Here is a 21,547-nt window from a genome sequence, read left to right as displayed (position 1 = left end):
GGCTGACCGGAATGGCGTCTAGTTATACAAAGAGATAATGGTTTAGGCTGAGGTGAGCTTCTACTATGCAAAGAGAAATCGAAGGGCGGCATTCAACATTACGCGGTGTTCCGCCACGATCAATGGCGAGACACAATCTAAACATGTTGTGTGCCGGGTGGTGGTTGTCATCAACCTAACGTTCTCACCTGCAACGGATATTATTATGATTGATTCGAAACTAGAGGTCCTGACCCCGACTAACTGTCAAATGATTTTCATTGATCAACAGCCACAAATGGCGTTTGGCGTGCAGTCAATAGATCGCCAAGTGTTAAAAAACAATGTGGTGGCGCTGGCGAAAGCCGCGAAGGTATTCGGCATCCCTACCTTGATTACCACGGTGGAAACCACCAGCTTTTCCGGTCCCACGTATCCCGAGCTATTAGATGTTTTTCCGACGCATGACATCCTTGAGCGTTCATCCATGAACTCATGGGATGATCAAAAAGTGCGTGATGGTTTGGCGGCGGCGGGCAGGAAAAAAGTGGTGGTATCGGGTCTATGGACTGAGGTGTGCAACAATAGTTTTGCCCTGTGCGCGATGGCTGAAGGTCAATACGAGATTTATATGGTGGCCGACGCATCGGGCGGCACTTCCAAAGAAGCACATGACTATGCCATGCAGCGCATGATCCAGGCGGGGGTTATCCCGGTGACCTGGCAGCAGGTTATGCTGGAATGGCAACGGGACTGGGCACGCAAAGAGACTTACGATGCCGTCATGTCCATCGTCAAACAGCATTCCGGCGCATACGGTATGGGCGTCGATTACGCCTATACCATGGTGCATAAAGCCGCGCAGCGTACCCAAAACGAGCACCGCACGCTGCCGCCGGTGCCTGCCAAATAAATGCGTGTGTTGATCATCACCGCGCGTCGTTCAGGGTGCATTTTACCCGTGGAGTCTTCATGAATGCGTATGTCGTCTCAATGAGCATGGGTGTATTAATCGGTTTACTCTACGCGTTATTTAACCTGCGCTCCCCCGCGCCACCCGCCGTGGCCCTGGTGGGGTTGTTGGGGATGTTGTTGGGCGAAAAGCTGTCGGTGCTGGTGGTCAGCCACTGGTTCTAGCCGCGAGATAGCCCGCTTGGAGGTAAGATGAAAGCATTCGTCGTGTCCCTGATTGCCGGTATTCTGGCCGGCATCGTTTATGGCTTACTGCAGGTACGATCTCCTGCACCACCGATGGTGGCATTGCTCGGGCTATTGGGCATGCTGGTGGGTGAGCAGGTGGTGCCAGTATGCCGTCGCGCGTTAAACCGCCAGCCCTTATCCATGAAGTGGTTCCGTACCGAGTGCATTCCCAAAATCAGCGGTACGCCGCCGGCTAAAACGCCGACCACACCGTCGGATACGCCACCGGGCTAAGCAACCGCCCGACTATTAGGTACCCTGGGTTTGATGGATGGGGGAGTAAGCCAATATGACGGTGCAACGGCTGATTGCTATTATTGACGACGATGATGCCGTGAGAAACGGACTGAGTAATTTGCTGCGGTCCGTCGGCTATGAGGTCATACGTTTTGCCTCGGCGGAAGACTTTCTGAAATATAACGCGGCCTATAGCGCCGACGCCATTATTCTGGATGTCAAACTTGCGGGGATCAACGGTTTTGAATTGCTTGCACGGCTGGTCAACGCGCACCCGCCGCTGCCGGTCATCTTAATCTCTGGCCATGGTGACGAACGGATGCGCGCACGGGCGATCGACGAAGGCGCAGTGGCGTTCTTGCGTAAACCCATCGACGTGGATACCTTATTGGAATGCATCCGTCTCATCGTTGCCAAGGGTGGGGAGCCGTCATGAATCTAGCCATGCCTAGGGACATCGTTGATGTTATCGCGCAATTGACCGCCGGTGCGTCCGACTATCGAATTGAACGGTTAGCCGAGGAGGGTATTCTTGCCTTGGATCTTTACCAGCATCCGCATAAAACCTCTTTGTTGGTCGCGTCGCCCGCCACCCCGGACGTGGCAGTCCAGGCCGATATCCAGTTAGAGCATGAATTTTCCCTACGCGGGCAACTGGGCGATGCGTGGGCGGTTACGCCGATCGCCCTGACCTGCATCCAGGGGCAGCAGGCGCTGATTTACGATGATTTTGACTTTTTTTTCCCTTTGCCGCCGCACCGGCCGTCGCCGGGAGATATTCAGGGATTTTTAACCCTGGCGCTGAGTATCTGTGCAACGCTTAAGTCTCTGCATGCCCTAGGGATATGTCATGGCAATCTTAAGCCGACCGCGTTGTTTATCCAACCTGACGGCCGGTGCAAATTGGGCGGGTTTGGCCTGGCCGGCGAGACGTCCCCGATACGCCAGGGCGTCAATATCTCGGTTTGCGGGATCGCACCGGCCTATATGTCCCCAGAACATACCGGACGTACTCAAGGCGATGTTGATGCGCGCAGCGATCTCTATAGTCTGGGCGTGGTTTTCTATGAGCTGTTGACTGGACGTCTGCCGTTTGCCATAGACGGCGACGGCGGGTGGCCGGAATGGGTACATCAACATATTGCCTGTGCACCTTGCCCACCCCATCAGGTCCAATCGGATACGCCTCCCATGCTGTCCCGAATCCTGCTTAAGTTATTGGCGAAATCGCCGCAAGAGCGCTATCAAACCGTCGCGGGCGTTGGCGCGGATCTAAAACGGTGCCTGGCGTCGTGGGGTAAACATCACAACATCATGGATTTTGTGCCAGGACTGCATGATACGCCGCCCAATTTGGCGTTTTCCCGCGCGATGTCAACCGGCGCCGTTGACGTTCGACGCGTCGTTGCCGCGTTTGACGAGGTTAACGCCGGTAGCATGCCCGTTCTGGTCACTATCTGCGGGCCAGCGGACAGCGGTAAATCAATGTTGATTGCCAACGTCTTAAGCGCCCTGCGGCCAAAATCGGCCAGTTTTGCTGTGGGTAGAATAACCTCCTCCCGGCGGGAATTGCCCTTTGCTGCGTTATCGCAAGCGTTCCGCTCATTAGTTTTGCAGGTACTGGGGTTGCCTGAAGCACAGGTCAATGAATGGCGGATGCGTATCGCGTCATCCTTGAGCGCTTACGCGGGGTTGGCCATTAACCTGGTGCCGGAGTTGGCATTGTTGATGGAGCAAAAAAATCCTTTTTTCGATATCCCTGCCATAGATGCACAGGCCCGCTTTAACCAGTCGATATTGAGCCTCGTTAAGGCGTTTGCCACCCCCGATCGTCCCTTGGTACTGCTTATCGACGACATGCATTTGATCGACCCGGCGAGCATGCGGTTATTGGTCTACTTGATGAGTCAGCCGATCGGATTACCCTTGTTGATGGTGGCTGCCTATCGCGATCCACAACCTTCGTCCAATTGTGTTTTTACACCACTATTGGCGATGCTTAAACAGCGTTCACCACGGGTGACGTCGATCGTTCTTGCGCCATTGGACCAGCAAGGCATGGCGTTCTTGTCGGTACAGCGGGGTATGACCGGCGCGGGCCTGAAGCCAGGATCGATTCAGGCCGTTGCCGACAGTCGGCACCCTGTGGTGCCTAACGCCATAACCCACAATGAGGTTAGGGAGTTGGAAACCGTCATTAAGGCTTCCAGGGCGTTATCTGAGGAGATCAACCTTGATCGTCTGATCCATACGCTTATGACAATGACACTCGAACATGCAGGCGCTCAGCGTGGTTTATTGATTCGTTTGGTAGATCACGTGCCGGTTATCGAAGCGAGTGCCGATACCACGCCAAACGGCGTGACGGTTCGGTTGCAAAAAGCCTTGCCAAATGAGACCGATCTGCCGTTATCGGTACTGAGTGCGGTGATACGTACCGGTCAGGAAATCCGCCTTGGTACGCCGGGTGAGTTTAATCCGTTCAGTAAAGATGCCTATCTGGTTGCCTCCGGCGCGGCGGCGATATGTATGCCGATGTTTAAACAAGCCAGACTGGTGGGCGTCTTATACTTGGAAAATCGATTAATGCCGGATGCATTTACCGCTGAGCACTCACGGGTGATTGCCCTGCTCGTGGCCCAGGCGGCCGTCTCCCTCGAAACCGCCACTCTGTATGCCGAGCTATTAGAAGAAAACCTGCAACGCCGCCGGGTGGAGAGCGAGCTACGCGCCAGCCAGGCCTCGCTGATGTTGGGCGAGAAAATCAGCCATACCGGTAGCTGGCGGTGGAAGTTAAAACATAAAAATATTGAAATATCAGCCGAGTATGCCAGAATTTTTGGTTTGGACCCCACACCGAGGGTTATCACGTTTGATGATTGCATACTGTTTATCCATCCAGATGATCGCCAAAGGATCCTCGCCGTTATTGATACGGCAGTGCGTTATGGCCGGTCCATGCAAGCCGAGTATCGGATCGTCAGGGCAGATGCTAGCGTCCGTTATGTGGCTGGGATCGGCGAGCCGGTACCCTCCCCAGAGGGGGTCATGGAATATTTTGGCACCGTCACCGATATCACCGCCAGAAGGGAGGCTGAAGACGCCGTGCGGGCCGCTCAGGCCGACCTGGCGCGGGTCACGCGGGCGACAACCGTCGGACAACTTACCGCCTCCATTGCGCATGAAATTAACCAGCCGTTGATGTCTATTGTTTCCAATGCTGGCGCCAGTCTGCGGTGGTTAAATCGCGATACGCCACAATGGGATAACGTGCGTTCGGGATTGGAGGATATTGTTACCGAGGGACGACGGGCCGGGGAAATCATCCGCAGCCTGCAGGCCTTGACCAGGAATGAGGCTCCCACCTTCAGCCAGGTTGATTTGCATTATACCGCCCACCATATTATCGCGTTGTCGCGCAGTGAATTAGAACGACGGCGAATCGTTGTGGCGTGCCATCTTGAGGCCTGCGAACCACGGGTGTATGGCGATAAGATACAAATCCAACAGGTGTTGTTGAATCTTGTGATCAATGCCATGGACGCCATGGCCGAGGTGGAGCAGCGCCCGCGGCTATTAACGCTCACCTCCGCTAATCCCGAGCCGGGTAAAGTGGTGTTCGGCGTATGGGATACCGGCATCGGTATTTGTCAGACCATGATAGACCGGTTGTTTGAGCCGTTTTACACCACCAAGCAACAGGGTATGGGCATGGGACTGGCGATCAGCCATACCATTATTGACAGCCATCAGGGCAAAATAGCCGCGGCGCGGCGAGAACCTTACGGCAGCCATTTTTCTTTTGTATTGCCGACATTTTCAGAAAAAGCGCCCTAATTTTTTTTTAATGAATATGCTAATACTGATTATTATTATAATAACTAATCGTAATCATGATGATTGCCCTAGCCAGCCGGGGTATTCATAGCCAAGGGGATGGATTTCATATCGAACCGATAAACGCCAATCGGCTGACGCTAACGACGGACGCGGCGCGTCTGATGGTAAGCCGGCAGTTTGAACGTTTCCCCAGGGAATTGGCACCGGTTATCGCCATCCCTTCCGGGGACGTTTTTTCCATTATCGTCCAACTCAGAGACTTTGCGTCCCATAAGCTCTGGCGCGACGGTCGTCTGATGCATGCCGGCGGTCACGTTAAGCAAGCCGTGGCGATCACGCATTTGGCCTATGAGTGGCGCTGCCAGCATCTTAGTGCGTTTGATAACGTTCGTTTTTTACTGACCCGCCAGGCCTTGGATGAGTTTACCTATGACACCGGGCAACAACGCATCGATCACTTTGATTGCGCGCCCGGCGCTACCGACCCGGTGATTTTTCACCTGGCACAGGCATTGGTCGGTTTAATGGATCACCCCCTCGAGTCACCGCGTTTTCTCCTGGAGCATATTTCCCTGGGTCTGTATGCCCATATCACCGCCACCTATGGCCAGGGGCCACGGGCGCTGCCGCGCCAAACGGGACGGCTGGCCCCCTGGCAGGAAAAGCGCGCCAAGGAATTTATGCTGGCAAATCTATCCCTAGGGGTTTCCCTGGCGCAGATTGCCCAGGAGTGCGGGTTATCACGGGCACATTTTGCCCGTTATTTTAAGCATACCACCGGCATGTCTGCCTATACCTGGCTGCAAAATATGCGTATCAACCACGCTCGGGAACTGCTGGTGCGACAACAACACACACTGACGCAAATCGCTCTGGAATGCGGTTTTACCGATCAAAGTCATTTCTCCAAGGTGTTCAAGGCGTTAACCGGCGTACCCCCCGGCAATTGGCAACGGCAGTACGCCACTGAAAAATCACAAAGCCTGTGAAGTCTGCCGTCGCCCAGGCTGGCTAACCTTTGGTAATGGGGGTGCCGGGCAGTGAGGAGAGCAGATGACGCAGCGCCCCATGGGCGATGGCCACCTCGGTTGACTCTTGCAGTGCGGCCCGATATTTGTTGGAAAAATCGGTTTGATTTTCCTGGCCCGGTGCCAGCAAATTTTCGATGACCTTGCGGTAGGCGGGGAGCGTGTCGTGGCCCATGTCGTCGTCCTCATCCAACCGTTCATCCAGCTCCACCAGGAGCTCCGACAGTAGCCGGATCCAGGCAAATTGCCCATGGGTGGCGACCAATTGCAAGTGTTCAAACGGGTTACCTACCGGACCAAAACGTTGAGTTTCCAGATCGATCAGGGATTTATGCAGTTTACGCAAGGAGGCTGAAACGGCTTTAAGACTTGCGCGTTGCCCGTCATCGGGTCGTTCGATGGCTGTCATGCTTGATTTCCTTGGCGATGGAATTTGTTTACCGGAAGGACCCGGGAATAGGCGATTAGCGGCTTTGTGATTTAACGATATGCAGCCGCTCCGCCGCCCTGACCAGATCCGCCAACGAACGGGTTTGCATTTTCTCCATAACCCGCCGCTTATGCACTTTAGCTGTTATTTCACTGACGCCCAAGGCCCTGGCGATTTGTTTGTTAAGCAGGCCGCCGATCGCCAGCCCCAGCACCTCACGTTCCCGTGGCGTCAGACGTTGGTGGCGTAGCGTCAGATCCGATTGCTCGTTGGCAAAAAGCTGATTTTTTTTCGCCTTGAGTAAACCCTCACTTACGGCGCTAAGCAAATCTTCCGGCGCCACCGGCTTGGCCAGAAATTCATGGGCTCCGGCTTTCATCGCTTTTACCGACATGGGAATCGTCGCAAAACCCGTGATAAAGATAATCGGCAATTGCCGGCCGCTTTTTTCCAAGGCGTCGAGGACGTGAAACCCATCGGCCATCGGCAGGTTCATATCCAGCACCAGGCAACCGGGCAGTTGGCTTAATGAGTGGGTAAGGAACGCTTCCGCCGAGGCAAATTCCACCACCGCATAACCGGCGGACTCAAGGAGTCGGACCATAGAGCGTCTCACGGAATCATCGTCGTCGATAACGTAAACAATATGATTCATGGATATGACCTTTATTCAATCGACAAAAGAAGTTCATTCGTATTCCCGCTTGAGGCCCTATAATCTCCGGTAACCAGGTTACAATCTTGTAAAATAGTACGGTTTTTTAACGATTGATGTGACCGCCGTGTGAATTTCACCTGCTGGATACGGATGCAAGATCCTGCCCAATCGTTTAATAGGTTGTCGGCTGATTGGCCATTGGTATGGGAATTGCATTAATTTGTCGTTTGTTTTTCAACTAGGTGAGGTAAATCGTTCGATTTAACACCACGTTAGTGATGATTGACCGGACATCACCTCGGCGCCGCCTGCCTAATGGCACCGGTGACTGATTTTGTAAACCCAACGGAGAATATTATGCTCACCTCAGCCAGAAACCAGCTTACCGGTACCGTTAGCGCCATTAAAACCGGCGCAGTTAACGATGAAATCGAGATGACCCTGTCCAACGGCCATGCACTGATCGCCACCGTAACCCACAGCAGTGTGGAAAACCTGAATTTGCACCAGGGCGGTGAAGCTATTGCCTTTATTAAAGCCCCTTGGGTGATCCTCACGGCGGCCGATAGCGGATTGCGTTTTTCGGCGCGCAATCAGTTTAACGGTACGATCAAAACGATTGTCACCGGAGCGATAAACAGCGAAGTCACGGTAGAAATCGACCCGGCGCTGACCCTGGTCTCGGTCATTACCAAAGAAAGCGTTACTGGTCTGGGCCTGCAGGTCGGTAACGCCGTGACCGCCCTGGTCAAGGCATCGAGCATCGTGCTGGCAACCCGCGGCTAGGACTCTGTGTCGTGGGTGCTGGCAACCCGCGGCTAGGACTCTGTGTCGTGGGTGCTGGCAACCCGTGGTTAGGCCTCTGTGTCGTGGGTGTTAGCGGCCCGTGGGCGAGGAACTTGCCGCCAAGCGCTACCGTGCGCTATAAACCCCTATGTGGGACGGCTACGCCGGGGTTAAACGCACCTGGATATCAGCCGGCTGGCAATAATAAGGCGATGAGGTCACGACCAGCTCAATACCGGTGCGGGCGTAGTGCTCGATATTGTCGATATTGATGCCACCAGCCGCGGCCAGTCGACAATGCGGTGCGTCGGATAGGGCAAATGCCATCATTCGGCGCACGGCGTCAGGACTGAATTTATCTAATTGAACCCCATCCGAGCCAGCACGCATCGCGTCCATCGCCTCAAGTTCGTTGTCCGCCTCCACCATGATAAACCGCTCTGGCGCTGCGTGCCGCAGGGTCAGCACATGCGCACGCCAGTCACCGGGATCGGTACAGAAATGACGATGGTTAGCGAAGAGCAATACCGTTTCCGCCGTGCCACAGCGATGCACGGTGCCGCCGCCGTCGATCACTGCGCTTAACGCCAGGTCCTTGGTCCCGGGAATATTTTTACGGGTGCAGGCAATTTGTATCTGTGGATTTATGGCTTGTGCTAGTGTGACCAATGCATGAGTCGCCTGGGCCACTCCGCTGCACCACTCCAATAGATTTTGGGCCACTTTCCAGCCTTGATGCAGTCTTTCGGCTGTTCCATGGGCGGTTAATATCACCTCTTGCCCGGAGGCTGACACCCCGTCGGTCCCGGTTTTAAGCACCTGCAGGTCGAGACGTTGTAGCACTCGGGCGGCGGCGTCCAGACCGCTGATGATGCCTGGTCGCCGCAGACTAAAGGTCATCATGCCGGCACTCGCGCCGATACCCAGCGCACGGGTGGTCAGATCGCCGCCACGAATATCATCAAGCAGTAACGAATCTATATCGGTTTCGGAAAGATAGAGCATAGTGATGCCTTATGGTGTTGCTAAGAGAGCATAGCAATACCATACTCATGAATAAGTCTCGTTTGATGCTGATCAATGCTTGGCGGTTGTTGGACTACACCTTAATAACTATCTGCAGTAACTATTGTTTTTATCAACGTACATTTAGGGACTAAGTCGGCCAGCGCGCTGAGGCTATCAAGCCGGATTTGCGGCATTAGCTGAGCCAAATCAGACGATCCGAAGCCAGGTTTACGTTGTGCTGGCCGCGGTGTCATCACTGCCATTGATCTGATGAAGAATAATAAAGCGTATTCATAGGATTTGGATTTTATTTGATGTATTAGGCGATGTGGTGAGTAAATCTAATAACACAATGTTCCGGCAACGCAAAAGCGACTAAGGGGCAGAGATATATATTCTTAGATAATCTCGGTATTTTGCTTCAACCCGACGGCGGCGGCGTGGTAAAAATAATTTGTTGAATCAGAGAAATATATTGTTTCTTCCTCGCTTCTCAGCAGGGGATCCCATGATTTTCTTATGGGTGGTCATAACGTTTATTTATATTACGCATATAGTTTGGCAAATCGAGGTGGTAAGCTGTCGATATGGGCAGCGACTCAAATAAATAGCAGCATTTTCCGCTGCGATTCTGGAACAATTACGAAACAACAGGTCATATATTCACCATTCAGAAATAAATATTTTTTGTTTTTAAATAGAATGTATGACTATTAAATTTTTTTTATTGAGTGAAATACTTCATTCTTTTAGCCAAACGACCATGTGTTGTGCTACTTTTATCCCTTAACACCTGTTGATCGTGCGCATTTGCCTTGCCTCACAAAATTTGTAAATCCTCACAGGTTATATTGACGTATTGGCAAACTGTTGCCAAATTGGGAGCCTCGGGAGTCAGAGGGGCAAAGGATTGTTTGAATGGGTCTGCTCATTCAACTCGTCGGTTGACGCTTTTCACTATGCGCTCCGGCAGATTTTCCCTTCGTTAATACCGATGCCGCAAGGCAGACTGCACAGGCCGCAGCAATTAAAAAAACAGCGTCTGGCCGTACAACACACAACATCACATCATACAATGGAGCATAACGATGACAATTTCCTTGACCAAATCAGGGATACTGAAGGTCGGCCTTAGCCTGGCGGCCTTAGCCGTGGCGGCCAGCGTTCAGGCAAAAACTCTGGTATATTGTTCTGAGGGCTCGCCTGAAGGATTTAATCCTCAGTTGTTTACCTCGGGTACCACTTTTGACGCAAGTTCTGTGCCGATCTATAACCGTTTGGTCGATTTTAAACTGGGCACCACGGAAGTGATTCCGAGCCTGGCGGACAAATGGGAAATTAGCGCTGACGGTAAAACCTATACTTTCCATCTGCGCAAAGAAGTGAAGTGGCAGGAAAATAAAGATTTTAAACCGACTCGCAATTTTAACGCCGACGATGTGATCTTCTCCATTATGCGGCAGAAAGACGTTAATAATCCTTACCATAAGGTATCCGGTGGCAACTACGAATACTTTGATGGCATGGGTATGGGCGATTTGATCAGCAGTGTTGAAAAAGTCGACGATTATACCGTACGTTTTCATTTGACCCGGGAAGAGTCGCCGTTCCTGGCCGATTTGGCCATGGATTTTGCCTCTATCATGTCCGCGCAGTACGCTGATCAGATGCAAAAAGCCGGCACGCCGGAAAAAATCGATCTTAATCCCATCGGCACCGGTCCATTCCAATTGGTGCAGTATCAGAAAGACTCCCGCATCCTGTACAAGGCGTTTGATAACTACTGGGGCGCCAAACCGAAAATCGACCGCCTGGTGTTCTCCATTACCCCCGACGCCTCGGTACGTTACGCCAAGCTGCAGAAAAATGAATGCCAGATCATGCCGTATCCCAACCCGGCTGATATCGCGCGCATGAAGCAGGACAAAGACATCAATCTGATGGAGCAGCCTGGTCTAAACGTGGGTTACCTGGCGTTTAACGTAGAGAAAAAACCTCTGGATAACCTGAAGGTTCGCCAGGCGTTAATCACTGCAGTTAATAAACCTGCCATCATCGCGGCAGTGTATCAGGGGGCTGGTCAACCGGCTAAGAACCTGATTCCGCCGACCATGTGGAGTTATAACAACGCAGTACAGGATTATCCTTACGATCCCGCCAAGGCCAAGGAATTGCTGAAAGAAGCTGGCATGCCGGATGGTTTCTCCATCGATTTATGGGCTATGCCGGTACAGCGTCCGTACAACCCCAACGCACGGCGTATGGCCGAAATGATTCAGGCCGATTGGGCTAAAATCGGCGTGAAGGCTAAGATTGTCAGTTACGAATGGGGTGAGTATCTCAAACGTGCCAAAGCCGGTGAAGACCAAACGGTTATGATGGGCTGGACCGGGGACAATGGGGATCCGGATAACTTCTTCGCCACGCTGTTTAGCTGCGATGCGGCTAAAGACGGTTCCAACTACTCAAGATGGTGCTATAAACCGTTTGAAGACCTGATTCAACCGGCGCGCAGCACGTCCGATCATGCAAAACGCGTCGAGCTGTATAAACAGGCTCAGGTGGTGATGCATGACCAGGCGCCAGCGCTGATCATTGCCCATTCCACGGTATTCGAGCCAGTGCGTAAAGAAGTCAAAGGCTATGTGGTCGATCCGTTGGGTAAACATCATTTCGAGAACGTATCTTTAGACTAATGGTCAAGTAACCCCCCATTAACCCTATTAGGGAGCTTCCTCCACCCATGAGAGGAAGCAGGAATGTTCCCCGGTACCGCACCGGGGAAGGTGTCGCGCCAGCGAGGCCGCAGGGGGATTCCTGAAGATGTGAGCTTTGATAACCCGGTCGCGTTATGCGCCCGGGTCAACTTTTTACAGAAACAGAGAGTTCGGAATATGTGGCAGTTCATACTCCGACGTTTGGGACTCGTTATCCCGACGTTTATTGGTATTACTTTGCTGACGTTTGCGTTTGTCCATATGATCCCGGGTGACCCGATATTGATCATGGCCGGCGAGCGCGGAATGTCTGCTGAACGTCATGCGCAGATGATGGCGCAATTAGGTCTGGATAAATCCTTATTCCAGCAATATATTACCTATGTTATCAATATCTTGCACGGTGATCTGGGCGTATCGCTTAGCAGTCACCTGCCGGTCTGGCAAGAGTTTGTGCCACGATTCAAAGCCACGCTTGAACTGGGCGTTTGCGCCATGATTTTCGCCGTGCTGGTGGGTATCCCCGCCGGGGTTCTGGCGGCGGTTAAGCGCGGTTCGTTGTTTGATCATGCGGCGGTAAGCATCTCCCTGGCGGGCTATTCAATGCCGATTTTCTGGTGGGGCATGATGCTCATTATGTTGGTATCGGTGCACTTCAACCTTACGCCGGTGGCAGGGCGGGTAGGCGATACCCTCTTCCTTGATATGTCCAAGCCGCTGACTGGCTTTATGTTGATCGATACCCTGATTTGGGGCCAGCCGGGCGATTTCAAAGATGCGGTGATGCATATTATTCTGCCGGCCATCGTGCTGGGTACCATTCCATTGGCGGTGATAGTGCGTATGACCCGTTCGGCAATGCTCGAAGTGCTGAGTGAGGATTATATCCGTACCGCCCGTGCCAAAGGTCTTAGCCGGATGCGTGTCATTATTGTGCACGCATTGCGCAATGCGCTGCTACCGGTGATAACGGTGATTGGGCTGCAGGTCGGCACCCTGCTGGCTGGCGCCATCCTCACCGAGACGATTTTCTCCTGGCCGGGCATGGGGCGCTGGTTGATTGAGGCGTTGCAACGACGGGATTATCCAGTAGTTCAGGGTGGTGTGTTATTGGTGGCGATCCTGATTATTCTGGTGAACCTGCTGGTGGACGTGCTGTACGGCGTGGTTAACCCGCGTATTCGTCACCAGAAATAGGAAAAAGGAAAATGACTGAAATCTCTGACCCAATAGTGACCGGCGCACCGGCGCCTATGACCCCGTTCCAGGAGTTCTGGCACTATTTTACCCGCAATAAAGGCGCAGTTATCGGCCTGATCTATATTGTTCTGATGTTTGTTATCGCCATTGGTGCAGGGTTTCTGGCCCCACATGAACCGGCGCAGCAGTTCCGCGATGCGCTACTGCGCCCGCCGGTATGGATGGAGGGTGGTAGCTGGCAATTTATCCTGGGAACCGATGACGTCGGCCGCGATATTTTGACCCGCCTGATGTACGGCGCACGCCTGTCCCTGCTGGTGGGCTGTCTGGTGGTGGCGCTATCGCTGGTGTTTGGTGTGTTCTTCGGTTTGCTCTCCGGGTACATCGGTGGCCTGGTTGACGTGCTGATCATGCGCGTGGTGGATATCATGCTGGCGCTGCCCAGCCTGCTGTTGGCGTTGGTGTTAGTGGCGATCTTCGGCCCGTCCATTGTTAACGCCTCGCTGGCGCTGACGTTTGTTGCCTTGCCGCACTATGTGCGGTTAACGCGCGCGGCGGTATTGGGCGAGGTAAACCGCGACTATGTTACCGCGTCGCGAGTGGCCGGTGCCGGACCCATGCGACAGATGTTTATCAATATCCTTCCCAACTGCCTGGCTCCGCTGATTGTTCAGGCCTCGCTGGGTTTCTCCAATGCCATCCTTGATATGGCTGCGTTAGGCTTTCTGGGCATGGGTGCACAGCCGCCGACACCGGAGTGGGGCACCATGCTCGCCAATGTGTTGCAGTTTGCGCAAAGCGCCTGGTGGATAGTGGCCTTCCCGGGGTTCACTATTCTGCTTACCGTATTAGCCTTTAATTTGATGGGAGACGGGTTGCGTGATGCTCTCGATCCCAAACTCAAGCAGTAACGAGGAAGCAATGGCGTTATTAACCATAGATAAACTTTCGGTACATTTCGGTGATGAAGGGACACCGTTTCGTGCCGTCGACCGCATCAGCTACCAGGTGGAAGAAGGCCAGGTCGTGGGTATTGTCGGTGAATCCGGTTCGGGTAAATCGGTTAGCTCGTTAGCCATCATGGGGTTAATCGATTTTCCCGGCCGTGTCATGGCGGACAATCTGGTGTTTAACGGTCGGAATCTGCAGAAAATCTCCAGCGGTGAACGTCGCCAGCTGATTGGCGCCGATATTGCCATGATTTTTCAGGATCCGATGACCAGCCTGAATCCCTGCTACACCGTTGGTTTCCAAATTATGGAAGCCATCAAGGCGCACCAGGGAGGTAACCGCAAGACCCGCCGCCAGCGGGCGATTGATTTATTGACCCTGGTGGGCATTCCCGCACCGGCATCCCGGCTAGACGTTTATCCGCATCAACTTTCCGGCGGCATGAGCCAACGGGTCATGATTGCCATGGCGATAGCCTGCCGACCCAAGCTGTTGATCGCCGATGAGCCGACCACGGCCTTGGATGTTACGATTCAGGCGCAGATTATCGAGCTACTGCTCGAGCTCCAGCAACGTGAAAATATGGCGCTGGTGCTGATTACCCATGACCTGGCCCTGGTGGCGGAAGCCGCGCATCACATCATTGTTATGTATGCCGGACAAGTGGTTGAGACCGGCAAGGCTACGGAAATTTTCCGTGCGCCGCGCCATCCCTATACTCAAGCGCTGCTGCGCTCGTTGCCGGAGTTCGCCACCGAAAAGGCGCGGCTGGCTTCGTTGCCCGGTATGGTGCCGGGTAAATATGACCGGCCTACCGGTTGCCTGCTTAACCCTCGTTGTCCGTATGCTACCGACCACTGCCGTCAGGTGGAACCGGAGCTGAGGGATTTGCCCGATCGTCAGTCAAAATGTCACTATCCGCTGGATGATGCTGGGAGGCCTACCCGATGAGCGAAGCCATTTACGATCCTAAATCCACTGCCCTGTTACACGCGGTAGATTTGAAAAAATACTATCCGGTCAAAAAAAGCATGTTTGGCAAAGAGACCATGGTCAAGGCTCTGGATGGCATCTCTTTTACACTGGAGCGTGGGAAAACGCTGGCTGTGGTGGGTGAATCCGGCTGCGGCAAATCCACCCTGGGCCGGTTATTGACCATGATTGAGATACCCACCGGTGGTGAATTGCATTATTTGGGGCAGGATTTACTCAAACCGGATGTGACGGCTGAACATCTTCGGCGCCAAAAAATTCAGATAGTGTTCCAAAACCCCTATGGTTCGTTGAATCCGCGCAAAAAGGTGGGGCAGATCCTCGAAGAGCCGTTGCAAATCAACACCTCGTTGAACCGCGATGAGCGACGCGAAAAAGCCTTGGCGATGATGGCAAAAGTGGGGCTGCGTGCCGAGTATTATGATCGCTACCCCCATATGTTTTCCGGTGGGCAACGTCAACGTATTGCCATTGCTCGTGGGTTGATGCTCGATCCGGACGTGGTGATTGCCGATGAGCCGGTATCTGCGCTTGATGTATCGGTTCGTGCCCAGGTGCTTAACCTGATGATGGATTTGCAGCAGGACATGGGACTGTCGTACGTGTTTATTTCCCACGACTTGTCGGTGGTTGAACATATTGCCGATGAAGTGATGGTGATGTATCTGGGACGCTGCGTGGAAAAAGGCAGTAAGGACGCGATATTCAATAATCCACGTCATCCGTATACCCAGGCGTTACTGTCGGCAACCCCCCGCCTGAATCCAGACCTGCGTCGTGAGCGCATCAAACTGACCGGTGAGCTGCCAAGCCCTTTGAGCCCACCGCCAGGATGCGCCTTTAGCACTCGCTGCCGCCGCCGTTTCGATACCTGTACCGAACTGCAGCCGCAGCTTAAACGCTATGGTGACCAACTGGTAGCCTGCTTTGCTGTGGATCAGGATGAGGCGCAAAATATCCGCTAACGCGGTTAGCCTAAAATAACAGCGGCGGGGATATGTCCCCGCCGGCATTGTCTAATGGGGTTACTTCAGCGACCAGAAGGTCAGCAGACGCAGACTGGCAGAGTAATAATCTTCCTTTGGCTGCATATTTTCACTTACCAGCGCACCGTCACCCATAATAGAGTCGCGGATAGCCATGAGTCCCGGCGTCAGCATATAAGGGGCGATGGCGTTGGTTAATACATCAACCCACGCGGGAGTGCTTAGTCGATTAAACTGGCGCCAATAAGCGACATAAGGACCCAATGCCGGGCTATTGCGTTGCGCCCAGTTGATATACAAAGGAATACGCACCGCATCATAACTAAAACGTGCTGGCCAGCGATCAGAAGGTGAAAGCGTCTTGTCGGCCCACAGGGTTACCCAGTCCGTGGGTAAGCGAGGGTTGCCGAAACGCATATTCCCCAGCAGTGTATAACCGTCGAGGGTTAAATCGTTCCAGATCTTAAGATGGCTGTGCTGGTAAAACGCTTGCCAGGCCGGAAAAATGAAATAGGATGGATTGAGCGTAATAAAGCTATTGTGATTAAATCCCGAGACACCTGGCAACAATACGTTATAACCGGCGTAATAAATCACGTTATGCTTGATGATTGCCGCCTGCAGCGCGTTGGATGCGGCGATATAGGACGGCTCATGCCATTTCTGGCCGGCCAGTAACAATGCCCAAGCGATTAGCGTATCGCCGTCGGAGGCATTATTGAGGTCGGATACCGGCGGAGTAGCGGCGGGATCATAACGCCAGGAATACAGCCCGATATCTTTACGATAAAGATGATCATTGGACCACTTTAACAGCGCGTCAAAAGTGGGGCGGTCGTTATAGTTAACGGCCAGCACCATGGAAAACCCCTGTCCTTCGGTATGGCTGACATTGTGGTTAGCGGTATCGATGATTCGGCCATCCGGCTGAAGAAAGTGACTTTTGTAACTTTGCCAGCCGGCGCTTTGCGCCAGTGCACCGTCCATCATCAACGTGAAAACCATCGCGGCCACCACCAGTGCAACATGGCGTGTCAATCTCATAGCGTGGGCGTCCCTATAGACTATTTTGGTAGCTAAACGTCATAGTGCCATCTGCGCTGTCCTGTTGCCAGAGTAACGCAACATGTGGCTGACCCCCTTGAGCCAATAGCCACTGAGCATAGGCGCCTTCGAGCACGGCAGCGAGTCCGGTGAGCCATTGTTCAGCCTGCGCACCGGGCGCAGCCGAGGGCAGGGCGCGGTGAATCAGGATCAAATGTGTCTCACCAGGCTGGAGCGTCACGAATCCCCAATGGAATGTGCACCACAACCGGTTAATCTGATCCTCCAAATCCCCTACGGTTTCGGCTGGATTCAGCGGAAATCGATCGGCCAGTCGGTTGCCCATCAAATTCAAAAACTGCCGTCGGTCTTCATCGCTGGCATTTTCGGCCACACCGGAAATCATGATATCCAGGAGATCTTGCCAACCGGATTGGTACTGTTGGCGACGATAATAATTAAGTTCGGGCGTGGTGTTTGAGATATTCTGCATACTTATTTCTCACCCAGTAAGTATTTAAAATACAGTAGCGCGGTACTCTCGGAGTAACTACCAAAGGTGTCATATCCCAACTGGCCTCCTACCGACATGTTTGGATTGATTTTATACGTGCCGTTGGCATGCACATTGTAACTCACGCCGTTTTCGCTGCGGGAATCGTAATACGCATTTTTGCCATAACCTGATGCCACCAAGGATTCCAACTGAGCTTGTAAGGTTGGATTATTCGGGAAATAAGCGCTTTTGTCTTGTGAATAAGACTGATAACCCGCAGCACCGCCAATGGCGAGGGTCCACTCGTCATAGGTTTGGCTATAATCCACCGGCAGCGAAATGCTGATATAATTTTGTGGGCTGAAATAGCCGCCCTGACCGTAGCTGTAATAACTCAGGTTTTTGTCATAATCCATAAAGGTGACATTAACACCGGTCTTCACCTCGCTATGATCATCGCGGTAGGGGCGCACATAGAAACCGACGGAAGAATTGATACCGGTATTGGCCGGTACATTATCGCCCAGGTAACTATAACCGGCGATGCCGGCGTACAAACCGGCATCCCCGTTGTCATAGGAGTATTGGACACCCCCGCCGTTTTTGGTCACCTGGCCCCATTTATTCCCGGATATTTTGTCCGTGGTGCCGACATAGGAGAGCAAACTGTCGGTTACCGCTCGCCGTTCAGCGGTAAAAATCAGTTTGCTGTAGTGGGTTAAACTGGGCGACCACTGAATCCCGCCCACCAAAGAACTGAGATCCTCCCCCAGCGGGGTCGTACCCACATCCGCTTGATAGCTATTGCCGCTGAGTGACAGATTTAACTCCACCCCGGATGCCGTTTGCGATCCAGGCGAATCGGCGACGTAATCGTCGGCGTTTATCGTGGAGGCCGCGCTGGTAGCCGATTCAGTGGTGGTGGTGGTACTGCTGGAGGTGCCATCGGCGTTGGTGGTGGTGGACGTGGTGGTGGTCGAGGTACTGCTGCCCGCTACCGCGGCGGCGTTGGCAGCGGTGGTGGCGGCTTCCACTAAACGGGCCTGTTGCAATGCGCCGGTACCGAAACGGTTGCTGACTGAGCCGGTGGGTGTGCCGGCATTCAACGAGACCGGGGTGACGCTCAATTTCAAGCGCGTGCTGTCGAACGGCGCGCCGGAAATCGTCAGCGGCGCTTTGATTTCGCTCAGATTGCTCAGACCGCTTTCGCCATCTCGGCTGCGAAACCCAATGTCACCTTGTACCCAGGTGGCGGTTTTATCCCGGACCTGATCGATGAGCTGGTTGATGTTTTTGAGTGTGCGATCCTCGGGCGTCTCAGCGTGGGTTGAGGCGAGCGTCATGCCGGTCAACGGCAGCGGTGTCACACTATCGGAATGCTGCCACGGCAGTACCGTGCCATAGCTGGAGGTGGTGCGTGGCGTGGTGGTGGCGTCAGATTGGTTAATAAAGGGGTTGTCGGCGGTTTGCAATCCGCCAATTAATGGCGCGCCACCGTTGCCGGCAGGACTCAGGCCGATCACCCGGCCTTTGGCGGAGCGCAACAACGCCAGGGCCTGCTGATGATCCCCGGACGCCTCTGCGATGCGGGCTTCCAACACCATGCGATCCACCGAACGGGCGCCACGCATTCCGGCTACCAGCTGTTTGGCACCGGCAATATCGCCTTGGGCCAGCGCCACATTGGCCGCACCTTCTCTGGCGCTTTCATTTTGCGGATCGCGCACCAGCACGTAGTGATATACCCGGGCCGCTTGGTCATTCATCTTGCCGGATTGATATAACCGCGCCATGGCCAGCATTAAATCAATATTCTGCGGGTCGTTTTGCATGGCGACGATCAGCTTGTCGTATGCCGCGCCATACTGACCGCGGCCGCGTAACTCATCCGCCTGGTTAATCACCGAACCCTGACGAATCCGGCTTAGCTCGGCCGGCGTGGTACTGGCCAGAATACGCGGATTATTCAGCCAGGCTTCTGCCTCGGTGGTCAGACCGGCCTGGTTTAACACCGCGACTTGCGCGGCATAGTCTCCCGCGTTGCCGTTAACGCCGGCGCGCATATTATTACGCACTAGTGAGACCGCGGTGGCACTATCGCCCAAGGCCATCAGCGCCTGGGCCAGTTTGCCCACATCCGCTGGCGCGGAGGGTGGCGTTTGCGCCAGGCTGCGTAAGGTGTTTAACGCTGCAGTGTGGTTACCCTGCTGAGTATAGCGTTGCGCATTAGCCAGTTGCTCATTGAAACTGACCCGTGCGGTCAGATCACGCATGGCGCGGGTGCGGCGGTTGTTGGGGATGTAGGATAATAACTGCGAGGCGACGGACCAACGTTGGGTCTCGCTGGCAAACAGGGCGGCGGCGAACAGACTATCCGCTGGCGCGCCGCGTTGACCCGCCGAGGCCATCATCGCCTGTGCCTGGGCGCTGTCGCCCTGTTTTTGCAGAATTCGCGCCATATCCAAACGCACCCAGACATTGGCGGGTTGCTTTGCCAGCGCCTGTTGCAGCACGTTGAGCGCCCGTTGCGGATCGTTGGCCTGCATCGCCTGTTCGGCCTGCCGACGCAATGGATCCACATTCACCGCCGCGACTGCCATCGCGATTTTCGGACGTTTTTCTGCGGGAATGGTGGTCAAAACCTGCTGGGCTTCAGCCTCTTTATTCTCTTGGTGCAGCGTATAGTACAGGCCCAGTTTGGTGTCGGTATTTTGGTCATCGTGGGATAAGGCGGTGCGGTAAGCCTGCTCGGCTCCCGGCAGATCGCCACGTCGGCGCAGGACATCGGCGCGGAACAATTCGGCGGATATCCCCTTACTGCCCCCGGCCTGTGCCAACGGTTCACTCAGGCTTAAGGCGGTGTTCAAATCGCCGGCTGATGCGGCGCTTTTGGCTTTGTTCAGTTGACCGTAAAACTGGGCCTCCTTGGCCAGGGAGGCCCACTGCGTACTATTGGGCCCGCCTTGTTTCATCGCTTGGTCGAGAAAGTTTTCCGCCGTGCTAAAGTCGCCGCTGCGCATGGCAATATAGCCCAACCCCGCCAGCGCGTCGCCATCGTTGGGATTGATAACCAGCGCCGATTCGAATTTCGTGCGCGCGGCACTGAGATCGCCGCTGTTAAGCGCGGTATATCCCTGACCCTTTTCCGCACCGCCAACGCTTTGCTGGAAATGATTCAATACGGCGTCATCGCCGGGATGTCGCTGCATATAAGCATCATAGATGGCTTTATCGCCGGGCTGCGACGCCATCCAAATCAACGCCTGGCGCAAGGCACTATCCGCCGCTTTATTGTTTCTCGCCAAGGGCATCAGCAGCTCAATACCTTCACGCCGGGTGTTTTCGTCATAGGTGAGAATGCGCCCCAATGCCAGTTTGGCGGCGCTGTCGGTCGGTTGCTGATTGAGGCGGTTGCGTAAACCGGCGATAGCCTCCGGGCGCGAGGCCGGGATGCCGGCCAGGGTTTCGTAATACTCCACTGCCAGGCTAACCGGCGGCTGATTGTTTTGAAATAGTGTGCGGTAGCTTTCAATGGCGCGCGCGGTATTGCCCTGCGCCGCCAACTGTCGGGCATTGGCTAATTGGGTTGGTGAAATGCTTTGCATGACACTGGCGCTATTAAGATTCTGCAAGCGCGGGTCGTTGGGCGAAACGTTGACAAAGCGTTGCCGCCATTTCTGAGCTTGGGCTTTTTGTCCGTCGCCTAACGAATATAACGACAACAGATAAAGCGCATCGGCATTGTTCTCATCCACCGCCAGAATTTTCTGCAACGACTCCTCAGCCAGATCGTTATGGGCTTTGTCATGCCAATAGGCGGCTTGCTGCAATAAGGCGTTAATGGCTGGGCTATTATCCGCTGCCTGCGTCATGGCGGAAAATAAACATATGCCCGCTATGCCTGCCACATACAGCGTCTTAAGGTCTTTTTTTATGTGACGTTTCATTTTTCTTACCCATATGGCCCAGTCAGGCATAACTTTCAATGAAAACC

17 protein-coding genes and 3 pseudogenes are annotated in these 21,547 nt (G+C 53.9%); 14 read left to right on the top strand and 6 right to left on the bottom strand.

From position 1 onward, the window contains the following. The first annotated feature begins 205 nt into the window (after positions 1-205). The 7 genes and pseudogenes from SJI19_RS05080 (at position 206) to SJI19_RS05050 (ending at position 6,245) form a co-directional block, all read left to right on the top strand. The gene (locus SJI19_RS05080) at positions 206-892 is read left to right on the top strand and encodes a hydrolase (RefSeq protein WP_323477187.1); all 687 of its coding nucleotides are present in this window, start codon (positions 206-208) and stop codon (positions 890-892) included. A 59-nt stretch (positions 893-951) separates the two neighbouring features. Then, the gene (locus SJI19_RS05075; protein ID WP_323477186.1) at positions 952-1,116 is read left to right on the top strand and encodes a DUF1427 family protein; all 165 of its coding nucleotides are present in this window, start codon (positions 952-954) and stop codon (positions 1,114-1,116) included. A gap of 27 nt (positions 1,117-1,143) precedes the next feature. Beyond that, positions 1,144-1,413, top strand: a complete 270-nt coding sequence (locus SJI19_RS05070) for a DUF1427 family protein (RefSeq protein WP_323477185.1) — start codon at positions 1,144-1,146, stop codon at positions 1,411-1,413. A gap of 55 nt (positions 1,414-1,468) precedes the next feature. Next, positions 1,469-1,852: a response regulator transcription factor gene (locus tag SJI19_RS05065; RefSeq protein ID WP_323477184.1), complete on the top strand. Its 384-nt coding sequence runs from the start codon at positions 1,469-1,471 to the stop codon at positions 1,850-1,852. Continuing rightward, positions 1,810-3,339, top strand: a pseudogene (locus SJI19_RS05060) (serine/threonine protein kinase); the annotation flags it as partial. The gene SJI19_RS05065 and the pseudogene SJI19_RS05060, both read left to right, overlap by 43 nt. A 243-nt stretch (positions 3,340-3,582) precedes the next feature. After that, positions 3,583-5,253 (top strand): annotated as a pseudogene (locus SJI19_RS05055) (ATP-binding protein); the annotation flags it as partial. A gap of 56 nt (positions 5,254-5,309) precedes the next feature. Beyond that, a complete protein-coding gene (locus SJI19_RS05050) occupies positions 5,310-6,245 on the top strand; it encodes a helix-turn-helix domain-containing protein (RefSeq protein WP_323477183.1) in 936 nt (311 codons plus the stop codon). A gap of 22 nt (positions 6,246-6,267) precedes the next feature. Here SJI19_RS05050 and SJI19_RS05045 read toward each other — a convergent pair whose 3' ends face one another. Continuing rightward, a complete protein-coding gene (locus SJI19_RS05045) occupies positions 6,268-6,693 on the bottom strand; it encodes a hypothetical protein (protein ID WP_323477182.1) in 426 nt (141 codons plus the stop codon). A 55-nt stretch (positions 6,694-6,748) separates the two neighbouring features. Continuing rightward, on the bottom strand, positions 6,749-7,369 hold the full coding sequence (locus tag SJI19_RS05040; protein WP_323477181.1) for a response regulator transcription factor: 621 nt from the start codon (positions 7,367-7,369) through the stop codon (positions 6,749-6,751). Positions 7,370-7,729: 360 nt separating this feature from the next. Here SJI19_RS05040 and SJI19_RS05035 point away from each other — a divergent pair, with 360 nt between their 5' ends. After that, a complete protein-coding gene (locus SJI19_RS05035; RefSeq protein ID WP_323477180.1) occupies positions 7,730-8,158 on the top strand; it encodes a TOBE domain-containing protein in 429 nt (142 codons plus the stop codon). A 159-nt stretch (positions 8,159-8,317) separates the two neighbouring features. Here the strand turns inward: SJI19_RS05035 and modD are convergent, their stop codons facing one another. Beyond that, entirely contained in the window at positions 8,318-9,163 is an 846-nt protein-coding gene (gene modD / locus SJI19_RS05030; RefSeq protein WP_323477179.1) for a ModD protein, read from the bottom strand. A gap of 207 nt (positions 9,164-9,370) precedes the next feature. Here modD and nifH point away from each other — a divergent pair. The 6 genes and pseudogenes from nifH to dppF all read left to right on the top strand — a co-directional run. After that, positions 9,371-9,500 (top strand): annotated as a pseudogene (nifH, locus tag SJI19_RS05025) (nitrogenase reductase); the annotation flags it as partial. A gap of 754 nt (positions 9,501-10,254) precedes the next feature. Further along, the gene (gene dppA, locus SJI19_RS05020) at positions 10,255-11,862 is read left to right on the top strand and encodes a dipeptide ABC transporter periplasmic-binding protein DppA (RefSeq protein ID WP_323477178.1); all 1,608 of its coding nucleotides are present in this window, start codon (positions 10,255-10,257) and stop codon (positions 11,860-11,862) included. 198 nt (positions 11,863-12,060) lie between these two features. Next, a complete protein-coding gene (gene dppB / locus SJI19_RS05015; protein ID WP_323477177.1) occupies positions 12,061-13,080 on the top strand; it encodes a dipeptide ABC transporter permease DppB in 1,020 nt (339 codons plus the stop codon). Between the two features lie 11 nt (positions 13,081-13,091). Next, positions 13,092-13,994 (top strand): dipeptide ABC transporter permease DppC, encoded by a 903-nt coding sequence (gene dppC / locus SJI19_RS05010; protein WP_323477176.1) that lies wholly within the window; start codon positions 13,092-13,094, stop codon positions 13,992-13,994. 10 nt (positions 13,995-14,004) lie between these two features. After that, a complete protein-coding gene (gene dppD, locus SJI19_RS05005) occupies positions 14,005-14,985 on the top strand; it encodes a dipeptide ABC transporter ATP-binding protein (protein ID WP_323477175.1) in 981 nt (326 codons plus the stop codon). After that, entirely contained in the window at positions 14,982-15,992 is a 1,011-nt protein-coding gene (dppF, locus tag SJI19_RS05000) for a dipeptide ABC transporter ATP-binding subunit DppF (protein WP_323477174.1), read from the top strand. The genes dppD and dppF overlap by 4 nt, the downstream gene beginning before the upstream one ends. Positions 15,993-16,052: 60 nt before the next feature. Here the strand turns inward: dppF and SJI19_RS04995 are convergent, their stop codons facing one another. Genes SJI19_RS04995 through SJI19_RS04985 form a run of 3 tightly spaced genes read right to left on the bottom strand, consistent with a single transcriptional unit; the run spans position 16,053 to position 21,500 of the window. Continuing rightward, on the bottom strand, positions 16,053-17,057 hold the full coding sequence (locus SJI19_RS04995; RefSeq protein WP_323477173.1) for a glycosyl hydrolase family 8: 1,005 nt from the start codon (positions 17,055-17,057) through the stop codon (positions 16,053-16,055). 13 nt (positions 17,058-17,070) lie between these two features. Further along, positions 17,071-17,550 carry a cellulose biosynthesis protein BcsD gene (bcsD, locus tag SJI19_RS04990; protein ID WP_323477172.1) on the bottom strand — a complete coding sequence of 160 codons (480 nt, stop codon included), beginning with the start codon at positions 17,548-17,550 and terminating at the stop codon, positions 17,071-17,073. A 2-nt stretch (positions 17,551-17,552) separates the two neighbouring features. Next, a complete protein-coding gene (locus SJI19_RS04985; protein WP_323477171.1) occupies positions 17,553-21,500 on the bottom strand; it encodes a cellulose biosynthesis protein BcsC in 3,948 nt (1,315 codons plus the stop codon). Positions 21,501-21,547: the final 47 nt, after the last annotated feature.

Source organism: Acerihabitans sp. TG2, from assembly GCF_035013185.1.
Taxonomy (GTDB): Bacteria; Pseudomonadota; Gammaproteobacteria; order Enterobacterales; family Enterobacteriaceae; genus Acerihabitans.
Note: the sequence above shows the minus strand (reverse complement) of the source record. Positions and strands in the feature narration are given on the sequence as shown.

Excerpts from the sequence above, each read along its gene's own strand:
- SJI19_RS05075 (WP_323477186.1), top strand. The coding sequence starts at position 952 with ATGAATGCGTATGTCGTCTCAATGAGCATGGGTGTATTAATCGGTTTA.
- SJI19_RS05045 (WP_323477182.1), bottom strand. The coding sequence starts at position 6,693 with ATGACAGCCATCGAACGACCCGATGACGGGCAACGCGCAAGTCTTAAA.
- SJI19_RS05050 (WP_323477183.1), top strand. The coding sequence starts at position 5,310 with ATGATGATTGCCCTAGCCAGCCGGGGTATTCATAGCCAAGGGGATGGA.
- SJI19_RS05065 (WP_323477184.1), top strand. The coding sequence starts at position 1,469 with ATGACGGTGCAACGGCTGATTGCTATTATTGACGACGATGATGCCGTG.
- SJI19_RS04995 (WP_323477173.1), bottom strand. The coding sequence starts at position 17,057 with ATGAGATTGACACGCCATGTTGCACTGGTGGTGGCCGCGATGGTTTTC.
- bcsD (WP_323477172.1), bottom strand. The coding sequence starts at position 17,550 with ATGCAGAATATCTCAAACACCACGCCCGAACTTAATTATTATCGTCGC.
- dppD (WP_323477175.1), top strand. The coding sequence starts at position 14,005 with ATGGCGTTATTAACCATAGATAAACTTTCGGTACATTTCGGTGATGAA.
- SJI19_RS05070 (WP_323477185.1), top strand. The coding sequence starts at position 1,144 with ATGAAAGCATTCGTCGTGTCCCTGATTGCCGGTATTCTGGCCGGCATC.
- dppF (WP_323477174.1), top strand. The coding sequence starts at position 14,982 with ATGAGCGAAGCCATTTACGATCCTAAATCCACTGCCCTGTTACACGCG.
- SJI19_RS05080 (WP_323477187.1), top strand. The coding sequence starts at position 206 with ATGATTGATTCGAAACTAGAGGTCCTGACCCCGACTAACTGTCAAATG.
- dppB (WP_323477177.1), top strand. The coding sequence starts at position 12,061 with ATGTGGCAGTTCATACTCCGACGTTTGGGACTCGTTATCCCGACGTTT.
- modD (WP_323477179.1), bottom strand. The coding sequence starts at position 9,163 with ATGCTCTATCTTTCCGAAACCGATATAGATTCGTTACTGCTTGATGAT.
- SJI19_RS05040 (WP_323477181.1), bottom strand. The coding sequence starts at position 7,369 with ATGAATCATATTGTTTACGTTATCGACGACGATGATTCCGTGAGACGC.
- SJI19_RS04985 (WP_323477171.1), bottom strand. The coding sequence starts at position 21,500 with ATGAAACGTCACATAAAAAAAGACCTTAAGACGCTGTATGTGGCAGGC.
- SJI19_RS05035 (WP_323477180.1), top strand. The coding sequence starts at position 7,730 with ATGCTCACCTCAGCCAGAAACCAGCTTACCGGTACCGTTAGCGCCATT.
- dppA (WP_323477178.1), top strand. The coding sequence starts at position 10,255 with ATGACAATTTCCTTGACCAAATCAGGGATACTGAAGGTCGGCCTTAGC.
- dppC (WP_323477176.1), top strand. The coding sequence starts at position 13,092 with ATGACTGAAATCTCTGACCCAATAGTGACCGGCGCACCGGCGCCTATG.